Raw genomic sequence first — 24041 nt, 5'->3', positions numbered from 1 at the left:
TCCAATATGAGACACGATTAGAAAAAGTAATTCCGGAGTTGATTTTTTCTCCAATATTACATTTTCCAGAAAAAAATTTCTCAGAATATAAAATAATCTAAATTTGCAGAATTATTTTCAAGACAACACAAATATGTCGCAAGATAGCAGCGGTCATTTTGACCTCAAAAAACTTTCGTGGATTGGAGTTTTAGTTTCGTTAGGAATTGTTTTCGGAGACATCGGAACATCGCCTCTTTATGTGATGAAAGCCATCATCAATGCTGGAAAAGCAGGCGGAATTATCTCCGAAGAATATATTGAAGGTGCATTGTCCTGCATCATTTGGACACTGACTTTACAAACCACTATCAAATATGTTATTATTGCTCTTAGGGCTGATAACAAAGGTGAGGGTGGAATCTTGTCCCTCTATTCTTTAGTCAAACGGTTCAAGAAAAAATGGTTGTACATCATTGCAATTATCGGAGCGGCGGCTCTTGTTGCAGATAGTATTATCACGCCCTCGTTGACGGTAATGTCAGCCATAGAAGGTCTTGAATTGGTAATGCATAAACCACCGGTTGTTCCAATTACACTGACTATTTTGGTGATTATTTTTGTCGTTCAGCAATTCGGCACCAGTTTCATTGGTAAATTTTTTGGGCCCGTTATGGTTCTTTGGTTTCTGGTTTTGGGTGGATTCGGTCTTGTTCATTTAGTTGAACATCCAATGATTATAAAAGCTTTTAACCCTTATTACGCCATAAAATTAATTTATAATTCTCCTAGCGCAATTGTTATTCTTGGAGCCGTTTTCCTTTGTACAACAGGAGCAGAAGCATTATATTCTGATCTTGGTCACTGCGGAATCAAGAACATCAGAGTGAGCTGGATTTTCGTGAAAGCAATGTTGATCCTGAATTATCTTGGACAAGGCGCTTGGTTGTTAAGCAATTATCACGAAGTATTCCGTGGCAAAAATCCATTTTTCGGTATTATGCCGGAATGGTTTATTATTCCAGGGGTGGTTATCGCAACAGCTGCTGCAATTATTGCGAGCCAGGCTGTAATTACAGGTGCATTTACAATGTTTTCAGAAGCTATGTCGCTCAATTTCTGGCCTAATCAGGAAATCGAATATCCTTCCGGAATCAAGGGACAGATGTATATCCCGAAAATCAATTGGGGAATTCTGCTTTTGTGTTTTGTGGTTGTGATCTATTTTAAAGAATCCGGAAGAATGGAAGCAGCCTATGGGCTTTCCATTACCGTGACAATGCTGATGACAACTATTCTTCTGGTTTTCTGGTTTTTGAAAACGAGAACAAACAAACTCTGGATCGCACTTTTCGCATTGATTTATATTGTGATAGAAGGTGGTTTTTTCAGTGCCAATATCATCAAGTTTTTCGAAGGCGGTTGGATGTCCGTTCTACTGGCCGGTTTCATAGGTATCTGTATGTATGCCTGGTATAATGGGAGAATTATCAAGACGACTTTCATTAAGTTCGTAAAACTTCAGAAATATATCTCTACAATAAAAGATATGAAACTGGATGAGACAATTCCGAAATATGCGACCAATTTGGCATTCTTCAGTCGTGCAAAACGGGATGATGAAGTAGAATCGAAGATCATCTATTCCATTATCAGAGCGCAACCTAAAAGAGCCGATCATTACTTCATTCTAAACATTGTTAATCAGGAAGATCCATATAGTTTCAAATATCATGTGGAAGAAATTCTGCCCGGAACAATTTATAAAATCAGTTTCTTGTTAGGATTCAAAAGAGACCGAAGAATTAATGATTATTTTCAGCAGATTTTGGCTGAAATGATGGAAGATGGAACAATTCCTGCAAGAAGCTCGCACCCTTCCTTAAGAGCACATAATATCCCGCCGGATCTGAAATTCGTCATTATTGATAATGTTTACATCAATGATTTTCTTCTCACCATCAAGGATAAAATCATTCTTAACATTTATAATTTTGTAAAGAAGCTGGGAAGTAATGATTTCACCGCCTATGGTGTTGCAAGTCATAATGTTGTAGTAGAGTCTGCTCCACTTCTAGACCAGAAAATCAAAATCGAGAGAATCGAAAAAGTCGAAAACAAGCATTACGAATAATCCCGAAAATTTCTTTAATTTTGTACTATGGATACGAAACAAAAAGATCTGAATATTGCAACCATAAAAGACGTCCTTAGACAGTATCTTATGGATAAAGGTTTCCGTAATACACCGGAGAGATATACGATCCTTGAGGAGATTTACAATATGGAGCACCACTTCAACGTGGATGACCTTTACCTGCTAATGATGCAGAAAAAGTATCATGTAAGCAAAGCAACGATTTACAATACAATTGAAATTTTCCTGGATGCCGGATTGATCAGAAAGCATCAGTTCGGGGAAAAAACATTGAGCACATCTTCCTACGAGAAGTCTTACTTTGATAAGCAGCACGACCACTTGGTTATTTATAAAGAAAATTCTGATAAAGAAATCGAAGAAATCATTGAGTTTTGCGATCCAAGAATCCAAGGGATCAAAGATTCTATCGAGAAAGCATTTGGCGTAAGTATTGATACGCACTCTTTATACTTCTACGGACACAAGAAGTCTGAAAATTAATGAAGAAATCCTTTTTTGTTGTTCTAGTTCTGATTTTTGTTAGAATATTTTCCCAGGTTACACCACCAGTCCAAAACCAAGGTCTGGTAAAAGACCCTTTTTTTAGCAATTCAAATCCTGGTTCTAACACTGATGCTTCCAAAAAAGTAAAACATATCCATTCTGATACTGCCGGTGTAAGCCCTGACAAATATGATGGAAATATGGTTTTCTCAGGAAATGTTCAGTTTGAACATCAAGGCTCTGTTCTTACAGCCGACGAAGTTGTTTTTTACCAAAAAGAAAATTTTCTCAAAGCGATTGGAAATGTTGTTTTAACAACACCGGACGGAAATAGAATCACTGCCGAAGAAATGGAATACGATGGCAACACACAACGTGGAATCGCCAGAAGAAATGTAGTCCTTACCGACCCGAAGCAAACCATAAAAACAGAAACACTTTATTACGATAAAATTCCTAACACGGCTTATTTCAACACCGGCGGAACTATATACAGTAACGATGGAAGTGTAATGTACACCAAGACGGCGACATACTATCTCAACACCAAAATGATTGATTTCGTTGGCCGTTCCAATATCGAAACAGATAAATATACCATTGTCAGCGACAATATTAAGCAAAATCAAAATACAGGAGTTTCAGATTTTTTTGGGCCGACCACCATCAGAAATAAAGAAAACCCTAGAAATTATGTTTATACAGAACAGGGAACTTATAATTCCAAAACAGGAGAATCTTTCCTTAACAAAAACTCCAGAATTCATTATAATGACAAAATTCTGACAGGAGACAAATTATACTTCAACAGGAATACAGGCTTTGGAAAAGGGAACGGCAACGTGACCTTGGATGATCCAAAACAAAACCGCTACATCAAAGGTGGTTACGGTGAAATCTACGAAAAGAAAGATTCGGCTATGATTACCGACAAACCTTACGCTGTCAAAATTCTTAGCAAAGATTCGGTATATATGTCGGCAGAGAAATTTCTGACATTTCAAAGGCCAGATTCTGCCAACGCTTTGAAAAAGAAAAGCTTTCTGAGAGCCTTCAGAAAAGTACGGATTTTCAAAACCAATATGCAGGGCCGCGCAGACTCATTGAGCTTCAATGAGACCGATGGCGAAATGCATCTAATGCGCAAACCAATTCTCTGGATGGGTGCAAAACAGGTCACCGGCGACGAAATCCGGGTTTACAGCAATCCTGAAAAAGAAATCACCGATTCCATCCGTGTTCTTGGAAACGCTTTTGCCATCAGCAAAGCCGACTCATTGAATTTGAAAGATGAATTCAATCAGATCAAAAGCAAGAATATGATTGTCTATCTCAAAGATAACGCCATAGACATTGCAAAAGCAGTTGGCAACGCACAGGCCATAACTTATGCAGACGACACCAACGAGAAAACAAAAGAAGTGACCAGAATTGGAGTCGCATTGTCCACTTGCGGTGAAATTGTGGCCCATTTCATAGAACGAAAACTGGAACAGGTCGATTGTAATATCGGTGCCAATTCGGATATTTATCCAATGAGTAAAATCTCCAAAGATGAACGTTTCTTCAAGGATTTTAACTGGAATACCAAAGACAGGCTGCAGAAATGGGGCGATATTTTTCTAGACACGCCGAACTATCCGGAAATTGTTTATCAATCCGACAATTCTCTTTTTGAACGCGCCGAAGCAGAACGTAAAAAACTCGAGGAAAAAAACAAGCCAAAAACACTGGTTCGGGTTAAGAAGTAAGAATATCTGTCTCATTGAGTAGAGTAAAAATGTGGCGCCTTTATCCGCCTTCCACTCCCGCTTTTTTCTGTCATTGCGAACAAAGTGAAGCAATCTGTAGAACTTTTCACAATCGCAATGACAAAAAAAAGAGCTCCGTTCAAGTCGGGACGCGCTTCACAAAGTTGAAAATTTTGTCTTTTCATAGCATCGAAACTCAAAATTCCCGAACTTTGCAAAAGTCAAGAAGTTCAAAAATCCCCGAAAGTACGACTTACGAATCTAACTTCTAAAATCTAACATCTATCCTACCAATGAAACAAAATTTCTTCAAATATCAAGCTCAAACAACACCTTATGCAGCAGGTTTCGAAGTGGAAAAAGCGGAAGGCAGCTACATCTATGGAAAAGACGGACGCGCCTATTTAGATTTTGTAGCCGGCGTTTCTGCCAATACTCTTGGACATTCTCATCCAAAAGTTGTGAATGCGATTAAAGAGCAAGCAGACAAATACTTGCACGTCATGGTTTACGGCGAATATGCTCAGGAAAAACCTGTTGAGCTTTGCAGACTTTTGGCAGAAGCCACACCAGAACCTTTGGAAGTCACTTATCTTGTGAACTCCGGAGCGGAAGCGATTGACGGGAGTTTGAAATTAGCTAAACGTCACACTGGAAGAGAGGAAATCATTGCCTTCAAAGATGCCTATCACGGGAACACACACGGTGCGCTTTCTGTTGCAGGGAATGAAGTTCACAAAAGAGAATTCCGTCCTTTGTTGCCAATGGTTAATTTTATCGAGTTTAATAATGAAAATGATTTTGATAAAATCACGGAGAAAACGGCTTGCGTCATTGTAGAAACCATTCAGGGAGCGGCTGGATTTATTACTCCGAAAGACAATTATTTCATCAATCTCAAAAAACGCTGCGAAGAAGTTGGTGCTTTGTTGATTTTGGATGAGATTCAGCCTGGATTTGGAAGAACAGGAAAGTTGTTTGCATTCGAGCATTATGGCATTGTTCCTGACATTTTGGTAATGGGAAAAGGAATGGGCGGCGGTGTTCCGGTTGGCGCTTTTATGAGTTCGAAAGAAATTATGACAAGCCTTTCACATTCTCCTAAATTGGGACATATCACGACATTCGGAGGAAATCCTTTGATTGCTGCGGCTTCTCACGCTACTCTGAAAGAAGTTTTGGAAAACGGACTGATGAATGAGACAGATAAGAAGGAAAAACTCTTCCGGGAATTATTGGTTCATCCGAAAATCAAAAACGTCAACGGGAAAGGACTGATGTTAGCTGTGAATCTCGGCTCTCCGGAATATACTCTGAAAGTCGCTTCAAAATGTATGGAAAAAGGTCTGATTGTTTTCTGGCAACTATACAGAAATGAATATCTGAGAATTTCTCCTCCACTCACAATCTCCGAAGACGAAATCCGAAAAGGTTGCGCGATTATTCTGGAAGCTTTGAATGAAGTGGAATAGATTTTAAATTAACATCCAATTTGTCATTCCGTAGGAATCTAAACGTCGCTGTCGAGATTCCTACGGAATGACAAATTTCGTTTTGAGGGAAGCCTTTGTTTTTATGACGAATCTGCAGCCCGACTTGAGCGGAAATCCTTTTTTGCCAACCATCAAGTTCTATTTAATCTGAAATGATCTGCAAAAAAGATTGGGAGCGGAAGGCGGATTAAGCTGCCAAATCTTTAGGTTGGATGATGTCAAATAATTTTAAAAATTAGTGTTCATCAACGGTACAAAATCAGCTAATAAAAATCATATTTATTTTCTATAAAAAATTTGAATTTCCATAGACATTTTGATTTGGAAATAAGAAATTAATTTATATATTGCGCCACAATTAGAATTAGTATATGGCGAAAACGAAAGTGCAGTATGAATACAATATGCATTGTCTCTCGGAGATTTTGTATGAGTATCTGGCAAGTGCAGAAGGATTATCAGAATGGTTTGCAGACGACGTTGTAGAACGTGGAGACGATTTCTATTTCAGCTGGGGCGGTGGCCCTGCTGAGAAGGCGACGCTGATCCGTTACAAGCCGGAAAGTTTTGTGCGTTTCCGTTGGGAAGAGGATGAAGGGACAAAATATTTCTTCGAGCTTTCTATCGTCATTGATGAAATAACGGATGACCTTTCGCTTAACATCACTGACTTTTGTGAGCCTGGCGATGAGGAAGAAAACAAACTCTATTGGGAAAACCTGATAGAGAACTTACAGATAAAATTAGGCGCCGCTTAAAAATAAATGGATGAACGATTTTATCGTTCATTATTTTTTTATACTACAATGCAAAAATTAGTTTATACCGAAGATAATCTCCAACTCATCAACCGTTCTTTTCTTTATGGCGATTCGGTTTGGGTATCGTTCTTTGTAAGAAACGGAAATCTCATAATGGCCGAGGAATCTTATTTTTTTCTGATGGCATCGATGCGGAAAATGAGACTGAATATTCCGCTGACATACACCTTAGAATTTTTTCAGGAACTGTTTCAGAGAGAAGTTTTGAGTAAGGGTATTCAGAATGGAATTATCCAACTGATGGCTTACAGAAAGCAGGAAGACAAACCGCTTCCGAAATCTGAAACCGCTTTCTATTTTGAAGTGGAAGAATCGGGGGACATTCTTTATATCCAAGGTAATATTGAACTGGATCTCATTAAAGAAATCAATGTTAATGCGAATCTTTTGAGTAACATCCGTGTTCATTCTGCCGAGAATATCTATGCTGAAATTTATGCCAAAGAAAATGATTTGGATGACGTTATTCTTCTGAATCCGAACAAGAAAATTGCTAGAAGTATCTTCGGAAATCTTTTGTTTCTCCAGAATAATGTGATTAAAATTCCGAAACAAACGGAAGGTGCTTATATTTCACCATTAATGGAAAACTTTGTCACTTTTGTTCACAAAAATAAACTGGCAGAAATTGAAGAAGCAGAAATCATCGCCTTCGAATCTCAAAAAGCTGAAGAAATCCTGAGAATTTCCGATGAAAAAGGCATTCACACAGTTTCAAAAATCAGAAATAAAACTTTTGAGAACACGAGATTTTCAGAAATGATTACCCAATGGAAAAATAGTTTTAATTAATTTTTTTACATAATTTTATAATTATTTAAAAATTAGTTCTACATTTGTCCCAACAAAAAAGCAATAAATGTCTATACAACTTATGCATCATCATCACCATTCTCACGTTCAGGCGGGAAGGTAATGGTATGTCATAACTTCAAAATAATATTAACCGTCTGAGTAATCAGGCGGTTTTTTGTTTTCCAATTTTCCTTGTCGTTTACTCAGACCTTATCTATAAAATCAAAAATGAGTAAACTAAAATTAGCCATACAAAAAAACGGAAGGCTGAGCGAAAAGTCTCTGAAACTGCTGGAAGAATGTGGCATCAAAATCTCCAACGGAACCAGAAAACTAAAGGCTGTTTCCACTAATTTTCCTCTAGAAATCTTATTTCTTCGTGATGATGATATTCCGCAATATGTAGAGCAAGGCGTTGCTGATATCGGAATTATCGGTCTGAATGAAGTTTTGGAACAAAAGAAAAATATTGAAATTGTTCAAAAGCTTGGATTTGCCCAATGCAGATTGTCTCTGGCAATTCCGAAAGAAGAAGATTATAACGGAATCCCATATTTTGAAAATAAAAAAGTGGCAACTTCTTATCCAGAGATTCTTTCAAACTATTTCCAAGAAAATAACATCAATGTACAAATCGAAAAGATTGGCGGAAGTGTAGAAATCGCACCTGGAATCGGACTTTCAGACGGTATTTTTGATATCATCAGCACCGGTTCTACTCTACTGACTAATGGTTTGAAAGAAGTTGAAACTGTTCTGGAAAGTGAAGCCGTTTTGATTTCCAATGAGAATCTATCTAATGAAAATCTGGAGATTTTAAACAAACTTTTATTCAGAATCAATGCCGTAAAAGAAGCTTCCGAAAGCAAGTATATTCTTTTAAATGCACCTAATCACAATCTTGAAAAAATTATCAATCTCTTACCCGGAATGAAATCGCCAACTATTCTTCCTTTAGCCGAAAGTGGTTGGTCATCCATTCATTCAGTCATCAAAGAAGATCAATTTTGGGATGTGATTGAGAACCTGAAAAAGGAAGGCGCACAAGGAATTTTAGTTTTAGAAATTGAAAAAATGATATTATGATTAGGCAATATAAATATCCACCAGTTTACGAATGGAAATCACTTTGCGAAAGACCATTGCAAAATCAGGAAAATCTTTCTGAGCAAGTGAAATCTGTTTTTGACAAAGTGAAAATCAATGGCGATAAGGCTTTAAAGTTTTACACAGAAAAATTTGATGGCGTTATTTTAAATGATTTCAAAATTTCAGAAGCAGAAATCCTTGAAGCAAGCAAGCTAGTTTCTGGCGAATTAAAAACTGCGATTAAAACTGCTTCTGAAAATATCAGAAAATTCCATAGTTCTCAAGCAGAAGAAAGGAAAATTATTGAAACAACCGAAGGCGTTTTCTGTTGGAGAGAAAACAAAGCTATAGAAAATATTGGGATTTACATTCCAGGAGGAACTGCGCCTTTATTCTCCACAGTTTTGATGTTAGGAATTCCAGCAAATATTGCAGGCTGTAAAAACATTGCGCTTTGTTCGCCACCTGATAAAAATGGAAAAATCAATCCTACAATTTTGTTCACCGCAAACTTAATTGGAATTAAAAACATTTTCAAAGTTGGAGGAAGTCAAGCAATTGCAGGTTTGACTTTTGGAACAGAAACGATTCCGAAAGTTGATAAGATTTTTGGACCTGGGAATCAATATGTGACTTCGGCCAAACAGCTGGCTCTGAATTATAATCTTGCCATCGACATTCCTGCTGGTCCAAGTGAGGTTTTGGTCATTGCAGATGAAAGTTCTGTTCCGGATTTTGTTGCTGCGGATTTGCTTTCACAAGCCGAACACGGAACAGATTCTCAAGTGATTTTATTAAGTAATTCTGAGAAAATTATTAATGAAATTAATATTGAAATTAAGAAACAACTAAAGGATTTACCAAGAAAAGAAATCGCAGAAATTGCTTTACAAAACAGCAAATCTATTTTGTTGAATTCTATTGATGAAGCCATTCAATTTTCAAATATTTATGCGCCGGAACATTTGATTTTAGCTGTCGAAAACGCAGAAAATTTCACTGATAAAATCAAGAACGCAGGCTCAGTATTTCTTGGAAATTACAGTCCGGAAAGTGCAGGTGATTATGCTTCCGGAACCAACCACACCTTGCCAACCAACGGTTTTGCTAAAAATTACAGCGGTGTTTCTCTGGACAGTTTTGTGAAGAAAATCACATTTCAGAATATCACAAAAAAAGGAATTCAAAACATTGGAAAAACCATTGAGTTAATGGCGGAAGCCGAAGAGTTGATGGCTCATAAAAATGCCGTTTCGGTAAGATTAAAATATTTAGAAAATGAAAGTTGATATTCAAAAATTAATCAGAAAAAATATCCTGAATCTTGAACCATATTCTTCAGCAAGAGACGAATTCAAAGGTGAAAACGGTATTTATCTGGATGCGAACGAAAATCCTTTCGGAGAACTGAACCGTTATCCCGATCCTTATCAGAGCAAAGTAAAACAGAAATTAAGTGAAATAAATCAAATCTCAACTGAAAATATTTTCTTAGGAAATGGGAGCGATGAAGTGATTGATTTGGCTTTCCGGATATTTTGTGAACCGAAAAAAGATAAGGTTTTGACATTTTCGCCAACTTACGGGATGTACGAAGTTTCAGCCAATATCAATGATGTAGAGCTAATCAATCTTGATTTGGGCAAGAATTTTCAAATCGATTTTGGGACTTTAAAATCCTATTTGAATGACGAAAATTTGAAAATTATTTTCATCTGCTCGCCAAACAATCCGACAGGAAATTCCATTCGAGACATAAAATATATTCTTGAAAATTTTAAAGGAATTGTTTTCATTGATGAAGCTTATATAGATTTCAGTCTAGAAGAAAGTTTCAGAAATCAAATTAAAAATTATTCAAATCTAATTGTTAGCCAAACTTTTAGCAAAGCTTGGGGAATGGCTTCTGTGAGAGTTGGGATTGCTTACGCTTCCAAAGAAATCATCAAATTTTATAATAAAGTAAAACCTCCTTATAACATCAGTACGCTTAATCAAGATGCGATTCTAAATACACTTAATAATGAAAAAATTAATCAGGTTTCAGAAAATATAGAAATCATTCTAAAAGAGAAAAAAAACCTAATTGAAAATTTAGAAAAACTGAATTTGGTAAAAAAAATCTTTCCTTCCGACACCAATTTTCTTTTGATTGAAGTTGACAATGCAGATTCAGTTTATCAAGAATTAGTTAATCAAAATATGATTGTCAGAAACCGAAATTCTGTCTTCAAAAACTGTCTGAGAATTACAGTTGGTTCTCCCGAAGAAAACAAAAAATTGATAGAAACGCTTAAATCCATTGAAATTGAAAAATGAAATTGAAAATTCACGAATTCCAAAACAAAATAAATTAGTAATGAGTAAAAAAATATTATTTATAGACCGTGACGGAACTTTGGTTTTAGAACCAGAAGATTATCAAGTTGATTCTTTTCAGAAACTGAAATTCTATCCGCAAGTTTTCACTTATCTTTCAAAAATCGCCAAAGAATTAGATTATGAATTGGTAATGGTAACGAACCAGGACGGTTTAGGAACAGCTTCTCATCCGGAAGAAAACTTCTGGCCAGTTCAAAATTTCATTATCGAAACCTTTGAAAGTGAAGGTATTAAATTCGAAGATATTTTCATAGATAAAACATTCGCCAAAGATAATGCGCCAACCAGAAAACCGAATATAGGTCTATTGACGAGATATTTTGATAAGGATAGTTACGATTTGGAAAATTCATTCGTGATTGGCGACAGAATTACGGACGTGAAATTGGCAAAAAATCTCAGCTCAAAAGCGATTTTCATTAATAATGACGAAAGTCTTGGAGCTGACGAGATTTTAGAAAATGATGATTTGGAAAATGTTATTGCTCTAAAAACGACTTCGTGGAAAGCTATTTATGAATTTCTGAAACTCAAAAACAGAACTTCGGAAATTATCAGAAATACCAACGAAACTAAAATCAAAATCAAGCTAAATCTTGACGGAACAGGAAAATCCAGCATCGATACTGGAATTGCTTTCTTCGACCATATGCTGGATCAGATTGCAAAACACGGCCAAATGGATTTGGAAATCAAGGCTAACGGCGATTTGGATGTTGATGAACATCACACAATTGAGGACACAGGAATTGCACTTGGCGAAGCATTTAATCAGGCTTTAGGAAACAAATTGGGAATCAAACGTTACGCTTTTGTTTTGCCGATGGACGATTGTCTGGCGCAGGTTGCATTGGATTTTGGCGGAAGAAATTGGATAGTTTGGGAAGCCGATTTCAAACGTGAAATGATTGGAAAAATGCCAACCGAGATGTTCTTTCATTTCTTTAAATCGTTCTCAGATGCAGCAAAAGCAAATCTTAATATCAAAGCCGAAGGTAACAACGAGCATCACAAAATTGAATCGATTTTTAAAGCTTTTGCAAAGTGTTTAAAGTCTGCAGTAAAACGTGATTCGGAAAAAATGATTTTACCATCAACAAAAGGAATGTTGTAATAGACCAATAGATGACAGACAGATAGATAATAGATTTTGAATCTTGCATCTGTTATCTATCCGTCTTTTATCTATCATCTCAAAATTAAAAAATATGAAAACAGTTATTATAGATTACAAAGCCGGAAATGTGCAAAGTCTTCTGTTTGCGATAGAAAGATTAGGATTTTCAGCGAAACTCACCAATCATCCTGATGAAATTTTCAAGGCTGACAAAGTGATATTTCCGGGCGTTGGAGAAGCGTCTTTTGCAATGAATTCTCTGAAAAAAACCGGCCTGGATTTACTGATTCCTGAATTAAAACAACCACTTTTGGGAATCTGTCTTGGGATGCAATTGCTCTGCAAAGATTCGGAGGAAAGTAACACAAAAGCTTTAAGAATTTTTGATGTTTCGGTGAAGAAATTTCCTGATTCTGTGTTGGTTCCGCAGATTGGCTGGAATCAGATTTATGATTTGAAATCGGATTTGTTCAAAAATGTTCCTGAGCAAAGTTATATGTATCTCGTTCACAGTTATTATGCTGAGAAAAATGAAAATACAATTGCCACAACCGATTATTACGAAACTTACAGCACAGCTTTGCAAAAAGACAATTTTTTCGGCGTCCAGTTTCATCCAGAAAAAAGTGGCGTTTTCGGAAGTAAAATATTAGAAAATTTTTTGAAATTATGATTGTTTTAAAACCACAAAAGGAACAAAAGCAACTACTGAAAATTATACCTTACAAAAGAAACAGATTTTTTTAAGATTTTGAATATCTAACAAATATGAAAAAAATCTTTTGTGACTTTTGTGGTTTGAACTTTTTAATCATTAAAAATCAAAATAGAAAATGAGAATAATCCCAGCAATAGACATCATCAACGGAGAATGCGTCCGGCTTTCCAAAGGCGATTACAACAAGAAAACAATTTACAGCAAAAACGTTTTGGATGTCGCCAAAAACTTTGAGGATAACGGAATCCAATTTTTGCATTTGGTTGATTTGGACGGCGCCAAACAAAATCAAATCATCAATCAAAAAATATTAGAAGAAATCTCAACCAAAACCAACTTAATTATAGACTTTGGGGGTGGTTTGAAATCCGAGGAAGACATCAAAATCGCTTTTGAAAGTGGCGCAAAACAAGTGACTTTGGGAAGCGTTGCCGTCAAAAATCCAAAATTATTTTTAGAAAGTTTGGAAAAATACGGTTCAGAAAAAATCATTTTGGGAGCTGATACCAAAAAAGAAAAAATTGCAGTTTCGGGTTGGTTAGAAGAAAGCGAAATGAATATTTACAATTTTATCAAAGAAAAAATGCAAGTTGGAATCCGATATGTGATTTCGACAGACATCAATAAAGACGGAATGTTGGAAGGCCCTTCTTTCGATTTATATAAAAAAATAATTGATGAAAATCAGACTGTAAAACTGATTGCTTCTGGTGGAATTACTTCTACTAACGATTTAGTTCAATTAAAATCTTTGAGCTGCGAAGGCGCGATTATCGGCAAAGCGTTGTACGAAAACCGGATTACACTTAGCGATTTAAAACCTTTTCTCTAATGTTAGCAAAAAGAATAATCCCTTGTCTCGATATCAAAAACGGACAAACAGTAAAAGGCGTCAACTTTCTGGATATCAAAGAAGTTGGAAATCCTGTGGAAATGGGCATCAAATATTCTGAACAAGGCGCAGACGAATTGGTTTTCCTCGATATTTCTGCAACCGAAGAACGTCGGAAAACCTTGATTCCATTGGTAAGAGAAATCGCAAAATATATCAATATTCCATTTACAGTTGGCGGTGGAATCAATGCTTTGGAAAATGTAGAAGAACTTTTGAAAAACGGAGCGGACAAAATCACGATTAATTCGGCTGCAATTTCCAATCCTGATCTGATAACAGAAGTCGCCAAACGTTTTGGTTCGCAATGTATGGTTGTTGCGATTGACACCAAATTTGTGAAAAGGCAGAATAAAGTCTTCAGCAACGGCGGAAAAATTGGAACCGAAAAAGAATTGTTTTCCTGGGCAAAAGAAGTGGAAAGTCTTGGGGCTGGCGAAATTCTCCTGACATCGATGAATACAGACGGAACAAAATCCGGATTTGCGATAAAAATCACCAAACAACTTTCGGAACTGGTCAATATTCCTGTAATTGCTTCGGGAGGAGCTGGAACAATGCAGCATTTTGAAGATGTTTTCACACAAACTAAAGCAACAGGAGCTTTGGCAGCCAGTATTTTTCACTTCAATGAAATCGAAATTCCGGAACTTAAAAATTACCTTAAATCTAAAAATCTACCGATAAGATGACCATACGATTTGATAAAAACACAGGCTTAGTTCCCGTGATTATTCAGGATTACCTTAATCTCAAAGTCCTGATGCTTGGTTATATGAATCAAGAAGCCTTAACTAAAACTTTAGAGGAAAAAAAAGTTACGTTTTTTTCCCGTTCTAAAAATAGACTTTGGACAAAAGGCGAAACGTCAGGTAACTTTTTGGAATTAATTGATTGGAAATTAGACTGTGACAACGATACGATTCTCATCAAAGCAAAAGCTCTCGGACCGACATGTCACAAAGGAACGACAACTTGTTTTGCAGAAGAAAATGACAAAGGTTTTTTATACGAATTGCAAAAAAAGATTTCTGAAAAGATTGACACTAATGATGAAAGTTCTTATACCAATGAACTTTACAGAAAGGGCATCAACAAAGTGGCTCAAAAAGTAGGTGAAGAAGCCGTGGAATTGGTTATCGAAGCGAAAGATAACAATAACAAATTATTTTTAAATGAAGCTTCAGATTTGATTTATCATTATTTGATTTTGTTGAAAGCCAAAGGTTTCACGATTGAAGATGTTGAGAAAATTCTGAAATCGAGGAGTAAATAAAAAAATCCAGCAAAAGCTGGATTTTTATGGAGCCAATCTTGAAATTTTCCATTCAATTTTTTTTGTTAAAGAATACAAAATCCTGTCGTGAAGACGATTTGGCCGGCCTTGCCAAAATTCGATTTCATAGGGTTTTGCAATGTAACCGCCCCAGTTTTCAGGTTTTGGAATTTCTTTGTTTTCAAATTCGGTTTCTAAACTTTTCAACTTGCTTTCTAAAAATTCTCGATTTGGGATTTCCTGACTTTGTGGCGAAACAACAGCGCCTAACTGACTTCCTTTTGGACGGGAATGAAAATAGCCGTCACTTAGATTTTCAGCAATTCTTTCAACATTGGCTTTGATGATAATTTGTCTTTCCAGGCTTGGCCAGAAAAAATGAAGACAAGCTTTGTGGTTTTTCTCAAGCGATTTTCCTTTTCGACTGTCGTAATTGGTGTAAAAAACAAAGCCTTCCCAATTATATGACTTGAGCAAAACCATTCTGACTCTAGGGCAACCGTCATCTTCGACTGTGGAAATAGCCATTGCATTAGCTTCGGAAACATGTGGATTTTCTTCAGCCTCCAGAAACCAATTTCGGAATTGCTCGATGGGGTTTTCTCTGACTTCGCTTTCGATAAGCTGGGATTTGTCGTAGACTTGTCTTTTATCGTGTAGATTTTCGTTGTTCATTTTATGATTGAGATGTTTTATAATGTTAAAGCCTTTGAACGCAAAGTTCGCAAAGTTTTTTAAAAACTACTAATTGTTTTTAAGAGTCACAAAGACGCTTCACTCATCAAAGGAAATTATATGTTGAATTTATGACAACTCTTCCTTTGTGCGAAGCGCGCCCCGACCTGAGTGGAGCTCTTTTTGTTTTTCTAAAAAACAAAAAAGCGGGAACGGAGGGCGGATAAAGGCGCCCCAATCCAAAAGATTCGACGAAGTTAAATTATTAAAATCTGAATCAATTTAACTTAAATTTTCATTGAATTCTTTTTCAAAAAAATATTTTTTTATAGCTTTGATAGATGAATTACTCTTACAAAGGTAAAATTTTAATATCAACTCCCGATGCTTCCGGCGACATATTTTCCCGCTCGGTAGTGCTTATTATTGATCATAATGAGAATGGTGCTTTTGGCTTGATTCTGAATAAAAAAAATCAGAATATGAGTTCGCGTCTTTTGAGCATTTTTGGTTTTCCGGTGGAGCTTTATGAAGGTGGACCTGTGGAAAATGACAAGGTTTTCTTCATTCTTAAAGGTGAAAAAATCACGGAGCAATATTCTGAAATCAATGATGAATTTTACATTACTGAAGATATTGATTCTGTAGTCTCATCGATTGTTGAGGGTTCTGTAACTATTAATGACATCAAGGTTTTTTCCGGATATTCGGGTTGGTCTCCTTTACAGCTGGAAAGTGAAATCCAACGAAAAATGTGGACGATTGTGGATGTTTATAATCTGGATTATACGCTTCCGAATGACCAGAATCTCTGGAAAAAAATCATGCAGAATCTCGGTGGCGAATTTCTTCTCTGGGCAAATGCGCCTGAAGATGTGAGTTTGAACTGATGAGTTTTACACAAAGACACAAGGAATAATTTTCTTTTAGAATGTTTTACTGCACTAGGGAAACGGAAAATATTCGATTTTTTTTGCCTTTGTGATTACTTTTTTATTTATATCGGGATCTGTTCTTCAAAAATAACTGTTCCGGCTTCTGTGTAATAAGTGCATGTTTTTGCATCAATATCAACAATCCATTTGTAAACACCGCTATCTGCACAATCTTTACAAAATTGGAAAAAGTCGGTTCCGCCTTGTTGATGATTTCGTAAGTCAGCTAAAAATTTTTCAGCATTCGGGATTCCGTAAATCAATAATGGTGCATATTGTTGTGGTGCGGAAACTTTGTAATCGTCGTTTCCTAAATAATTAGTAGAACCGTCTTCTACGAAAGTTTCCAAACTTTTAACGCCTAATTCTCTAATCGTTTTTGCGAATTGTGGGAATCCTTTTCCGCTTTCTACGTTGGAATGCGCATCTTGAATCTGTTGTAATGTAAACATCATTGTAAGTTTTTCTGTGTTTTTATTTTCTTAGTTAATTCTCTGACTTCTTTTTTTAATAAGTGAAAAGCCGGCTGAGCCATACTCACGTGGTCGAATCCGTCTTCCTCCAATAATTTGGTTGAAGGATGTTTTACGAGATTCAACATTCTTGCCAAATAAGCATTTTCTTCATACCGTCCGAACAATTCTAATTCTCTGTCACCGGTAATTAAAACAATTGGTGGCGCATCCTTTCTGACGTGGAACAAAGGCGCATATTGGTCAATTGTCGGTTGTAATTCTGGGATTCCTTGTTCTTTTCTGATTTGAAAATGCGTGATTGCCTGTCCACTAAATGGAATAAGTCCTGCAATCTGGTCTGCATCAATTTTATATTTTTGAAGATATTTTTTATCCAGCGTAATCATCATTGCCAGATAACCTCCCGCCGAATGTCCGGACTGGAAAATCAGATTTTTATTCCCACCGTATTTTTCAATATTCTCAAAAACCCAGGCCGTTGCTGCAGCGGCATCTTCTATGTAAGCCGGCGCCTTCACTTTTGGAGCTAAACGATATTCGACACTTACAACGGCAATATTTTCATCTAATAATTCTTTTGGCAATTCATTATTGCCGCCAGTTAAACCTCCGCCGTGAAACCAAATCACAGTCGGGAAATTTTTGACATTGATTGGATAATAGAATTTCAGTTTGCATTGGGAACTGATGTAAGCATCGGCATTACTGATTTTTTCTGGGTAATAAGAAATATTGCTTTCAGTTTTATATTCTGTCTGAGCAAAACTGAATGTGAAGACTAAAATTACAATAAGACTGATTGGTTTTCTGAACATAATTTTACTTTTATTTAAACGCAAAGTCTGCAAGGATTTTTTTGTTCAATTCAATTTTTTAAAGTTACACAAAGTCGTAAAACTCATTAAAGAAAAACGATGTAACTTTATATTTCATAAAAATTTGACTTCGACATTTCCGGATTGATGATAGAAAAATCCGTCGCTGTCATATTCTATATTGGTAAGGCCTTCCAAAACATCATAAACCATTTTTTGCAAAACGCCATCGCCTATTCCGTGGATAATCAACAGATTTTTAATATGATTTTTTCTACAGAAATCAATCGTTTCCAATAATTTTTCTCTCTGAATCATCAATCTTTCAAAAGCTTCATAATCTGCAGGGTTTTTGACCAAAAAATTAAAGTGAAGGTCTAATTTCAACGGCGCTTTATTATGCTTTTTCGAAATGATTTTTGGACTTTCTTTTTTCCTGATAATTGGAGAGTTCTCGTATAATTCGGAATCAATGATTGTTAATTTATCCTTAGAAAAATTATACGTAAAACCGTGTTCATCTTCAATTTTCACTTGATTAGCAATAATCTTTATAACTTTTCCTCTAAGATTTTCATCAATCACTGAAACTAAATCTCCAATTTTCATTTTGTAATTAATAATATTTTTAACGCAAAGGCCGCAAAGTTCTTTTTTAAAGACCAAATGCTTTTAAGGCCGCAAAGGCGTTTCACTCAGCAAAAATAAAACCCTAATTCTCTTTAATTCTAAAACTATCAAATCCGACTTCCGAGTTCTATGATTTCCAAATCTTTGATTTCATCCTTATGGATTGTGAAACGCATCATCGTTCTCACTTTATGCCATCCGGATTTTCCGCAAGCGCCAGGATTAAGATGAAGAAGATTATTCTTTTTATCAAACATCGCTTTCAGAATATGGGAATGTCCGGAAATAAATAATTTCGGTTTTCTTTCTGCGATCTCTTTCTTGGCCAAAGGTGAATATCGCTCAGGATAACCACCAATGTGAATCATCAAAACATCAACTTCTTCACATTTGAAACTCAAAACTTCAGGGAAAATTGTCCTGATTTTTGCTTCGTCAATATTACCGTAAACACCTCGGATTGGTTTTATTTTTTCTAATTCTTCAATCACAGCCATATTGCCAAAATCTCCGCAATGCCAAACTTCATCGGCATCTTTCGCATAATCAATAATCCTGTCATCAATGTAGGAATGGGTGTCTGATAAAAGAAGAATACGTTTCATTTTAAATTAGATTCAATTACAAAAGTACAAACTGATTTTTCATTAATTCTGAAATGTCAAGCCATATTTTAAAACATACCAGATTGTTATTGCGCCAGCAACACCTATCAATCCCAATAAAATCAATAGCCAAAACGCCCAAGTTTTCACTCCTTTTTTATACATTATTACAAAAACCAACTGCAAGATGAAAAATAAAAATAATAGAACAGCCAAATTTATAACCATCTGTTCTTGTGATATTTTCTTGCTAAAAAGAAAAACGGATACGAAAACTAAACTGACAACCATCATTTTTATAAATTCTGACGGCTGAGAGAGTCTATTTTTTTTGACTGGTCTCATTTTTAATGATTTTAGAATTACGAAATTACGAATTAACATTTTCTTTATAATTAAAAAAAAATCAGGAAATTTACAGCCGACATGAGATATTTTATAGAGTTTTCTTACAACGGTTCTGCATATTTTGGTTATCAGATTCAGCCCAAACAGATTTCTGTTCAGGAGGAATTGGAAAAGGCGTTGTCCACCATTCTTCGCGAACCCATCAAAACAACCGGAGCAGGAAGAACCGACACTGGTGTCCACGCAAAGAAAATGTTTGCCCATTTTGAAACCGAACAAACCCTTGATGAAAACTTAGTTCATAAACTCAATTCTTTTCTGTCAGAAAATATCGCCGTTAAAAGGATTTTTGAAGTTCCTGCGGATTTGCACGCAAGATTTGATGCGACTTACAGAACTTATGAATATTACATTTCATTAGAAAAAAATCCATTTTCCAAGGATTCTTCATGGCAATATTGGCGTCAAAAACCTTTGAACATCGATCTAATGAACGAAGCATGCAAAATCCTTTTTGAATATGATGATTTTACCAGTTTCGCCAAACTCCACACCGATAACAAAACCAATATCTGCAAAATCTACAAAGCCGAATGGGAGCAAAATGGAACCCAATTGAAATTCACAATTTCTGCTGACCGATTCCTGAGAAATATGGTAAGAGCGATTGTCGGAACAATGGTTGAAGTTGGAAGCGGAAAAATCACACCGAACGATTTGAGAAAAATCATCGAGGATAAATTCCGGAATTCTGCCGGCGTTTCTGCGCCTGCTCAAGGACTCTTTTTGGTAGATGTTGGGTATGAGTTTTAGTATTTGAGAGTCGGAGCGTTTGAGAGTTTTTTATTGAGAAGTGAAATTATTTTTATAAATTTAACTGATTGATTTAAAACAAATAACCTCTTAAAACCGTAAATTGATGACCGAAATTGACAAGCTTGCATTCGCATTAAATCAATTTGCCGGACTTTCGGAAGATGATTTCAAAATGTCTTCGGATTTTTGGTTGGTGAAGAATTACAAAAAAGGTGAATTCTATAATCTTCGCGGAACGGTTTGCACTTATTTCGGATTTATTGTTGACGGCGTTTTCCGCTCTTACACGATTGATGAAAAAGCGGGCGAAGAAAAGAACGTTTTTCTCTATTCTGCGAACGGATTTGTGGTTTCTTTCAAGAGTTTTATCAATCAGATTCCTTGTGACTATTTTACACAGGCGATGACGGATGCTTCTATTATTTATATTCGTTATACGGATTTGCTTTCCTTATATCAAAAATCTCATCAATGGGAAAAATTCGGACGATTGTTGGCTCAGGAAGCTTTCAATGTGACAATGACAAGAATCGAAGGTTTTCTCTTGAAATCTCCTGAGGAACGTTATCTCGACCTCATCAAGCAACATCCGGATATTTTCAATAATGTTCCTTTATATCATATTTCATCTTACTTGGGGATTCAAGGGCCGTCTCTTAGCAGGATTCGGAAAAGACTTTCTGGGAAATAATTCTGAATTTTATTGAAACGTTGAATCTTACGCAGCCCGACTTGAGCGGAAATCCTTTTTACGCAACGTAGTGGAGTGAAAAGATTGACTTCGTCGAACCACTTCGTTAGGTTTGGGAGCCCTTCGACAAGCTCAGGATAAACTACAGGCGGATTAAGCTGCCCAAATAAATATCATATAATGAAACTCTCGCAGATTTTTCCGATTGAGCAGATAATTAATTACTTCATAAATATTTATTTATCAAAATGATACGATTTTAACTTGGGTTAAAGTTTTACAAGTTCAATCTTCTGAACTTTGTCTTATAATTTAAACATCAAAATATTATGAAAACAAAAACTATCGTATTGATTCACGGATTATTCGTCAACAATACCAGCTGGAAAGAATGGAAAACTTATTTCGAAAACCAAGGTTACACGGTTCACACACCTTCAAATCCGGGACACGAAGGGAACCCTATCGAATTGAAAAGAAACATTCCTTCCGAACTAAGAACTGTAAGCTTTGAACAGACCTTGAACAATCTCGTGAAATTCATTGACACGCTTCCTGAGAAACCGATTGTTGTAGGACATTCTTTCGGTGGATTATTGGTTCAAAAACTGATTGAACTTGATAAAGCTGTTGCCGGAGTTAGCATAGACGGCGCACCACCAAAAAATGTAATGGCGCCTTTTTCAACGATAAAAATCGTTTGGCCGGTTTTCAATTTTTTCAAAGGAAACAGCCCGTATCTTGGAACAAAAGATTGGTATCATCGTGCGTTTTTTAATAATTATTCCCAAGAAGAAAGTGATAAATTGTACGAAACTGTTGCTGCTCCGGAAAGCAGAAGACTGGCGAGAGACCCGCTTTTGAAATCGATTGGCAATGTTGATTTTAATAAAGCTCACAATACGTTATTATTCATCGGTGGTGCAAATGACGCTATTTTTCCGGCTGACTTCACTGTGAAAATTGCCAATTCTTACAAAGACAAAAACAGTATTCTGGATTTGAAAATCTTTGAAGGGAGAAGTCATTTTATCTGTGGAGAAAAAGGTTGGGAAGAAGTTGCCGGATACGTTTTGAACTGGATTGAGAAACAATAAATCTTATTCGTTTTGTCTATTAATAAATTTGGTTAATGGTCGGCGTTTCAATTTTTAAAGTCTTATTTTTGCAAAGATTTTTTTCGAGAGTGAAAAAAACTCCGGAATTCTAAGAATAAAAATGAAACACCTCTTTACCAAATTTGCTTTTAATGATAGTTTTATGATTAAAGGTGTTCCATCTGACCTTAGAAAAATTAATAGAAACAGATGAAACAACAAAATACCTGGGACATTGTCAAGCGATTATTTTTAATCGGAATGAAATTTAGGTCGTGGTTTATTTTCACACTGATTATTTCAATTTTTCTCGCCATAGTTTCCACTTACAGACCGATTCTTACCAAAAATGTAGTCGATATAGACATTGTTAAGCTAAAGGATAAGGCCCAGCTGATGAAGCACATTTATCTGCTGATCGGATTGGTAATTGCGGAAACGGTTCTTAACTTTTTCCTGGTTTATTTTTCGAATTTCATTTCGCAGAATGTTATTCGTGACATCAGGGAAAGGTTGTATCACAAACTGATTTATTTCAGAACTGCGTTCTTCGACAAAACCGCAATAGGAAATCTTGTAACAAGAGCTGTCGGCGATGTTGAAACGATTGCTACGGTTTACACAGATGGATTTTTGATGGTCTTCGGAGATATTCTGAGAATCGTGATGGTTCTTTTCGCAATGTTCCAGGTGGATACACATCTGAGTATGATTTCGTTAGCGATTCTCCCGATAATGGTTGTGATTACGAGAGTTTTCCAGAAGAAACTGAAAGTCGCATTTGGTTCTGAAAGAAGCTGGACGGCAACACAAAACAGTTTTGTGCAGGAACGTTTGGCCGGGATGTCATTGATTCAGGTTTTTAACAGAGAAGAAGCCGAGTTTAAGAAATTTGATACAATTAATATTGAGCTAAAAAAAGCTTTACTGAAAACGGTTTTTATCTTTTCCTTGTTCTTTCCTGTTGTTGAATTGATTTCGTCGCTTTTCATTGGATTTATCTTATTTTATGGTGGATTTATCAAATCTACGCCTGGAGTCATTATTGCTTTCATTCAGTTCATCAATATGTTGATTCGTCCTTTGAGACAGATTGCGGATAGATTTAATAATATCCAGAGAGGAATCGTTGGTGCAGAACGTGTTCTCGGCGTGATGGATGAAGACCAAGCGATGCCTAATAACGGAACGATTGCCAAAGACCATTTTGACGGAAAAATTGAGTTTGATAAAGTTCATTTTGCTTACGATGACAAACAAGAAGTTCTGAAAGGCATTGATTTCACAGTAAATCCTGGCGAAACTGTCGCTATTGTCGGTGCGACAGGAGCTGGTAAATCGACGATTATCAGTTTGATTACCAGATTGTATGACATCAATTCCGGGAAAATAATGCTGGATGATGTGGATATCCGAGATTATGAATTATACAATTTAAGAAGTCATATTGGTGTTGTGCTTCAGGATGTTTTCCTTTTCCACGGCAGTATTTTTGAAAATCTGACTCTGGGCGATGAAGATATCACGCTCGAGAATATCAAAAAAGCGGCCCGCGAAATTGAAGTCGATGAGTTTATCGAAAGATTACCAAACGGCTACGATTATGTGGTAAGTGAAAGAGGTTCTTCTATTTCGTTGGGACAAAGGCAATTATTATCATTTTTGAGAGCTTATCTTTCTGACCCGAAAATTCTGATTCTTGACGAAGCCACTTCGTCCATTGACCACGAAAGTGAAAAACTCATCCAAAGAGCGACTGAAAAAATCACTAAAAACAGAACTTCAATTATTATTGCGCACAGACTTTCTACAATTGAAAAAGCTGACAAAATCATAGTAATGGACCACGGACTGATTGTGGAAGAAGGAACGCATCAGGAACTTTTGGCTATGAATGGTTATTACTCTGTTCTTTATAAGGCTCAGGTTGTGAGTGAGGATGGAGAGAAGACGATTTAATTAATTTCAATTTTGATTAAGAATAAATTTGTAATTT

24 protein-coding genes are annotated in these 24041 nt (G+C 36.1%); 19 read left to right on the top strand and 5 right to left on the bottom strand.

Annotated features, from left to right (window positions below; all coding sequences use genetic code 11):
- The first annotated feature begins 133 nt into the window (after positions 1-133).
- From AC5P2S_RS03375 to hisIE, 14 genes are all read left to right on the top strand, one after another.
- Positions 134-2113: a KUP/HAK/KT family potassium transporter gene (locus tag AC5P2S_RS03375; protein ID WP_494556220.1), complete on the top strand. Its 1980-nt coding sequence runs from the start codon at positions 134-136 to the stop codon at positions 2111-2113.
- A 27-nt stretch (positions 2114-2140) separates the two neighbouring features.
- Positions 2141-2620, top strand: a complete 480-nt coding sequence (locus AC5P2S_RS03370) for a Fur family transcriptional regulator (RefSeq protein ID WP_283416357.1) — start codon at positions 2141-2143, stop codon at positions 2618-2620.
- Positions 2620-4374, top strand: coding sequence for an OstA-like protein (locus AC5P2S_RS03365; RefSeq protein ID WP_494556219.1), 1755 nt, complete (start codon positions 2620-2622; stop codon positions 4372-4374). Before AC5P2S_RS03370 ends, AC5P2S_RS03365 begins: the two co-directional genes overlap by 1 nt.
- 293 nt (positions 4375-4667) lie before the next feature.
- Positions 4668-5846 (top strand): aspartate aminotransferase family protein, encoded by a 1179-nt coding sequence (locus AC5P2S_RS03360; protein ID WP_494556218.1) that lies wholly within the window; start codon positions 4668-4670, stop codon positions 5844-5846.
- A 392-nt stretch (positions 5847-6238) separates the two neighbouring features.
- Positions 6239-6625, top strand: coding sequence for an START-like domain-containing protein (locus AC5P2S_RS03355; RefSeq protein WP_120213323.1), 387 nt, complete (start codon positions 6239-6241; stop codon positions 6623-6625).
- Between the two features lie 48 nt (positions 6626-6673).
- Positions 6674-7480, top strand: coding sequence for an aminotransferase class IV (locus tag AC5P2S_RS03350; RefSeq protein WP_494556997.1), 807 nt, complete (start codon positions 6674-6676; stop codon positions 7478-7480).
- Between the two features lie 231 nt (positions 7481-7711).
- Positions 7712-8569 carry an ATP phosphoribosyltransferase gene (gene hisG / locus AC5P2S_RS03345; RefSeq protein WP_494556217.1) on the top strand — a complete coding sequence of 286 codons (858 nt, stop codon included), beginning with the start codon at positions 7712-7714 and terminating at the stop codon, positions 8567-8569.
- Complete coding sequence (hisD, locus tag AC5P2S_RS03340; RefSeq protein ID WP_494556216.1) at positions 8566-9861, top strand: histidinol dehydrogenase; 1296 nt, start codon at positions 8566-8568, stop codon at positions 9859-9861. Before hisG ends, hisD begins: the two co-directional genes overlap by 4 nt.
- Complete coding sequence (gene hisC / locus AC5P2S_RS03335; protein WP_494556215.1) at positions 9851-10891, top strand: histidinol-phosphate transaminase; 1041 nt, start codon at positions 9851-9853, stop codon at positions 10889-10891. Before hisD ends, hisC begins: the two co-directional genes overlap by 11 nt.
- A 40-nt stretch (positions 10892-10931) precedes the next feature.
- Complete coding sequence (gene hisB / locus AC5P2S_RS03330) at positions 10932-12068, top strand: bifunctional histidinol-phosphatase/imidazoleglycerol-phosphate dehydratase HisB (protein WP_494556214.1); 1137 nt, start codon at positions 10932-10934, stop codon at positions 12066-12068.
- 94 nt (positions 12069-12162) lie between these two features.
- Positions 12163-12744, top strand: a complete 582-nt coding sequence (gene hisH / locus AC5P2S_RS03325) for an imidazole glycerol phosphate synthase subunit HisH (protein ID WP_494556213.1) — start codon at positions 12163-12165, stop codon at positions 12742-12744.
- Between the two features lie 160 nt (positions 12745-12904).
- Positions 12905-13621 carry a 1-(5-phosphoribosyl)-5-[(5-phosphoribosylamino)methylideneamino]imidazole-4-carboxamide isomerase gene (gene hisA / locus AC5P2S_RS03320; RefSeq protein WP_494556212.1) on the top strand — a complete coding sequence of 239 codons (717 nt, stop codon included), beginning with the start codon at positions 12905-12907 and terminating at the stop codon, positions 13619-13621.
- Positions 13621-14373 (top strand): imidazole glycerol phosphate synthase subunit HisF, encoded by a 753-nt coding sequence (hisF, locus tag AC5P2S_RS03315; protein ID WP_494556211.1) that lies wholly within the window; start codon positions 13621-13623, stop codon positions 14371-14373. The genes hisA and hisF overlap by 1 nt, the downstream gene beginning before the upstream one ends.
- On the top strand, positions 14370-14957 hold the full coding sequence (gene hisIE, locus AC5P2S_RS03310; RefSeq protein WP_494556210.1) for a bifunctional phosphoribosyl-AMP cyclohydrolase/phosphoribosyl-ATP diphosphatase HisIE: 588 nt from the start codon (positions 14370-14372) through the stop codon (positions 14955-14957). Before hisF ends, hisIE begins: the two co-directional genes overlap by 4 nt.
- Positions 14958-14981: 24 nt before the next feature.
- Here hisIE and pdxH read toward each other — a convergent pair whose 3' ends face one another.
- The gene (gene pdxH, locus AC5P2S_RS03305; protein WP_494556209.1) at positions 14982-15632 is read right to left on the bottom strand and encodes a pyridoxamine 5'-phosphate oxidase; all 651 of its coding nucleotides are present in this window, start codon (positions 15630-15632) and stop codon (positions 14982-14984) included.
- Positions 15633-15973: 341 nt separating this feature from the next.
- On the opposite strand from pdxH, the gene AC5P2S_RS03300 reads away from it, so the two are divergent.
- On the top strand, positions 15974-16522 hold the full coding sequence (locus tag AC5P2S_RS03300) for a YqgE/AlgH family protein (RefSeq protein ID WP_283416345.1): 549 nt from the start codon (positions 15974-15976) through the stop codon (positions 16520-16522).
- Between the two features lie 107 nt (positions 16523-16629).
- On the opposite strand, the gene AC5P2S_RS03295 is transcribed toward AC5P2S_RS03300, so the two are convergent.
- The 4 genes from AC5P2S_RS03295 to AC5P2S_RS03280 form a co-directional block, all read right to left on the bottom strand.
- On the bottom strand, positions 16630-17022 hold the full coding sequence (locus AC5P2S_RS03295) for a DUF1398 domain-containing protein (RefSeq protein WP_283416344.1): 393 nt from the start codon (positions 17020-17022) through the stop codon (positions 16630-16632).
- On the bottom strand, positions 17019-17858 hold the full coding sequence (locus tag AC5P2S_RS03290) for an alpha/beta hydrolase (protein ID WP_494556208.1): 840 nt from the start codon (positions 17856-17858) through the stop codon (positions 17019-17021). Before AC5P2S_RS03290 ends, AC5P2S_RS03295 begins: the two co-directional genes overlap by 4 nt.
- A 114-nt stretch (positions 17859-17972) precedes the next feature.
- The gene (locus AC5P2S_RS03285; RefSeq protein WP_494556207.1) at positions 17973-18467 is read right to left on the bottom strand and encodes a Smr/MutS family protein; all 495 of its coding nucleotides are present in this window, start codon (positions 18465-18467) and stop codon (positions 17973-17975) included.
- Between the two features lie 128 nt (positions 18468-18595).
- Positions 18596-19093: a metallophosphoesterase family protein gene (locus AC5P2S_RS03280; RefSeq protein WP_494556206.1), complete on the bottom strand. Its 498-nt coding sequence runs from the start codon at positions 19091-19093 to the stop codon at positions 18596-18598.
- A 426-nt stretch (positions 19094-19519) separates the two neighbouring features.
- On the opposite strand from AC5P2S_RS03280, the gene truA reads away from it, so the two are divergent.
- The 4 genes from truA to AC5P2S_RS03260 all read left to right on the top strand — a co-directional run bounded on the left by truA (position 19520) and on the right by AC5P2S_RS03260 (position 24004).
- The gene (truA, locus tag AC5P2S_RS03275) at positions 19520-20254 is read left to right on the top strand and encodes a tRNA pseudouridine(38-40) synthase TruA (RefSeq protein WP_494556205.1); all 735 of its coding nucleotides are present in this window, start codon (positions 19520-19522) and stop codon (positions 20252-20254) included.
- Between the two features lie 106 nt (positions 20255-20360).
- Entirely contained in the window at positions 20361-20948 is a 588-nt protein-coding gene (locus tag AC5P2S_RS03270; RefSeq protein WP_283416339.1) for a Crp/Fnr family transcriptional regulator, read from the top strand.
- Positions 20949-21277: 329 nt separating this feature from the next.
- The gene (locus tag AC5P2S_RS03265) at positions 21278-22045 is read left to right on the top strand and encodes an alpha/beta hydrolase (RefSeq protein ID WP_494556204.1); all 768 of its coding nucleotides are present in this window, start codon (positions 21278-21280) and stop codon (positions 22043-22045) included.
- A 210-nt stretch (positions 22046-22255) separates the two neighbouring features.
- The gene (locus AC5P2S_RS03260) at positions 22256-24004 is read left to right on the top strand and encodes an ABC transporter ATP-binding protein (protein ID WP_494556203.1); all 1749 of its coding nucleotides are present in this window, start codon (positions 22256-22258) and stop codon (positions 24002-24004) included.
- Positions 24005-24041 lie beyond the last annotated feature (37 nt).

This window comes from Epilithonimonas sp. 33E, assembly GCF_059372615.1.
The sequence above is the reverse complement of the archived record's forward strand: the minus strand, read 5'-3'. Positions and strand labels throughout refer to the sequence as shown.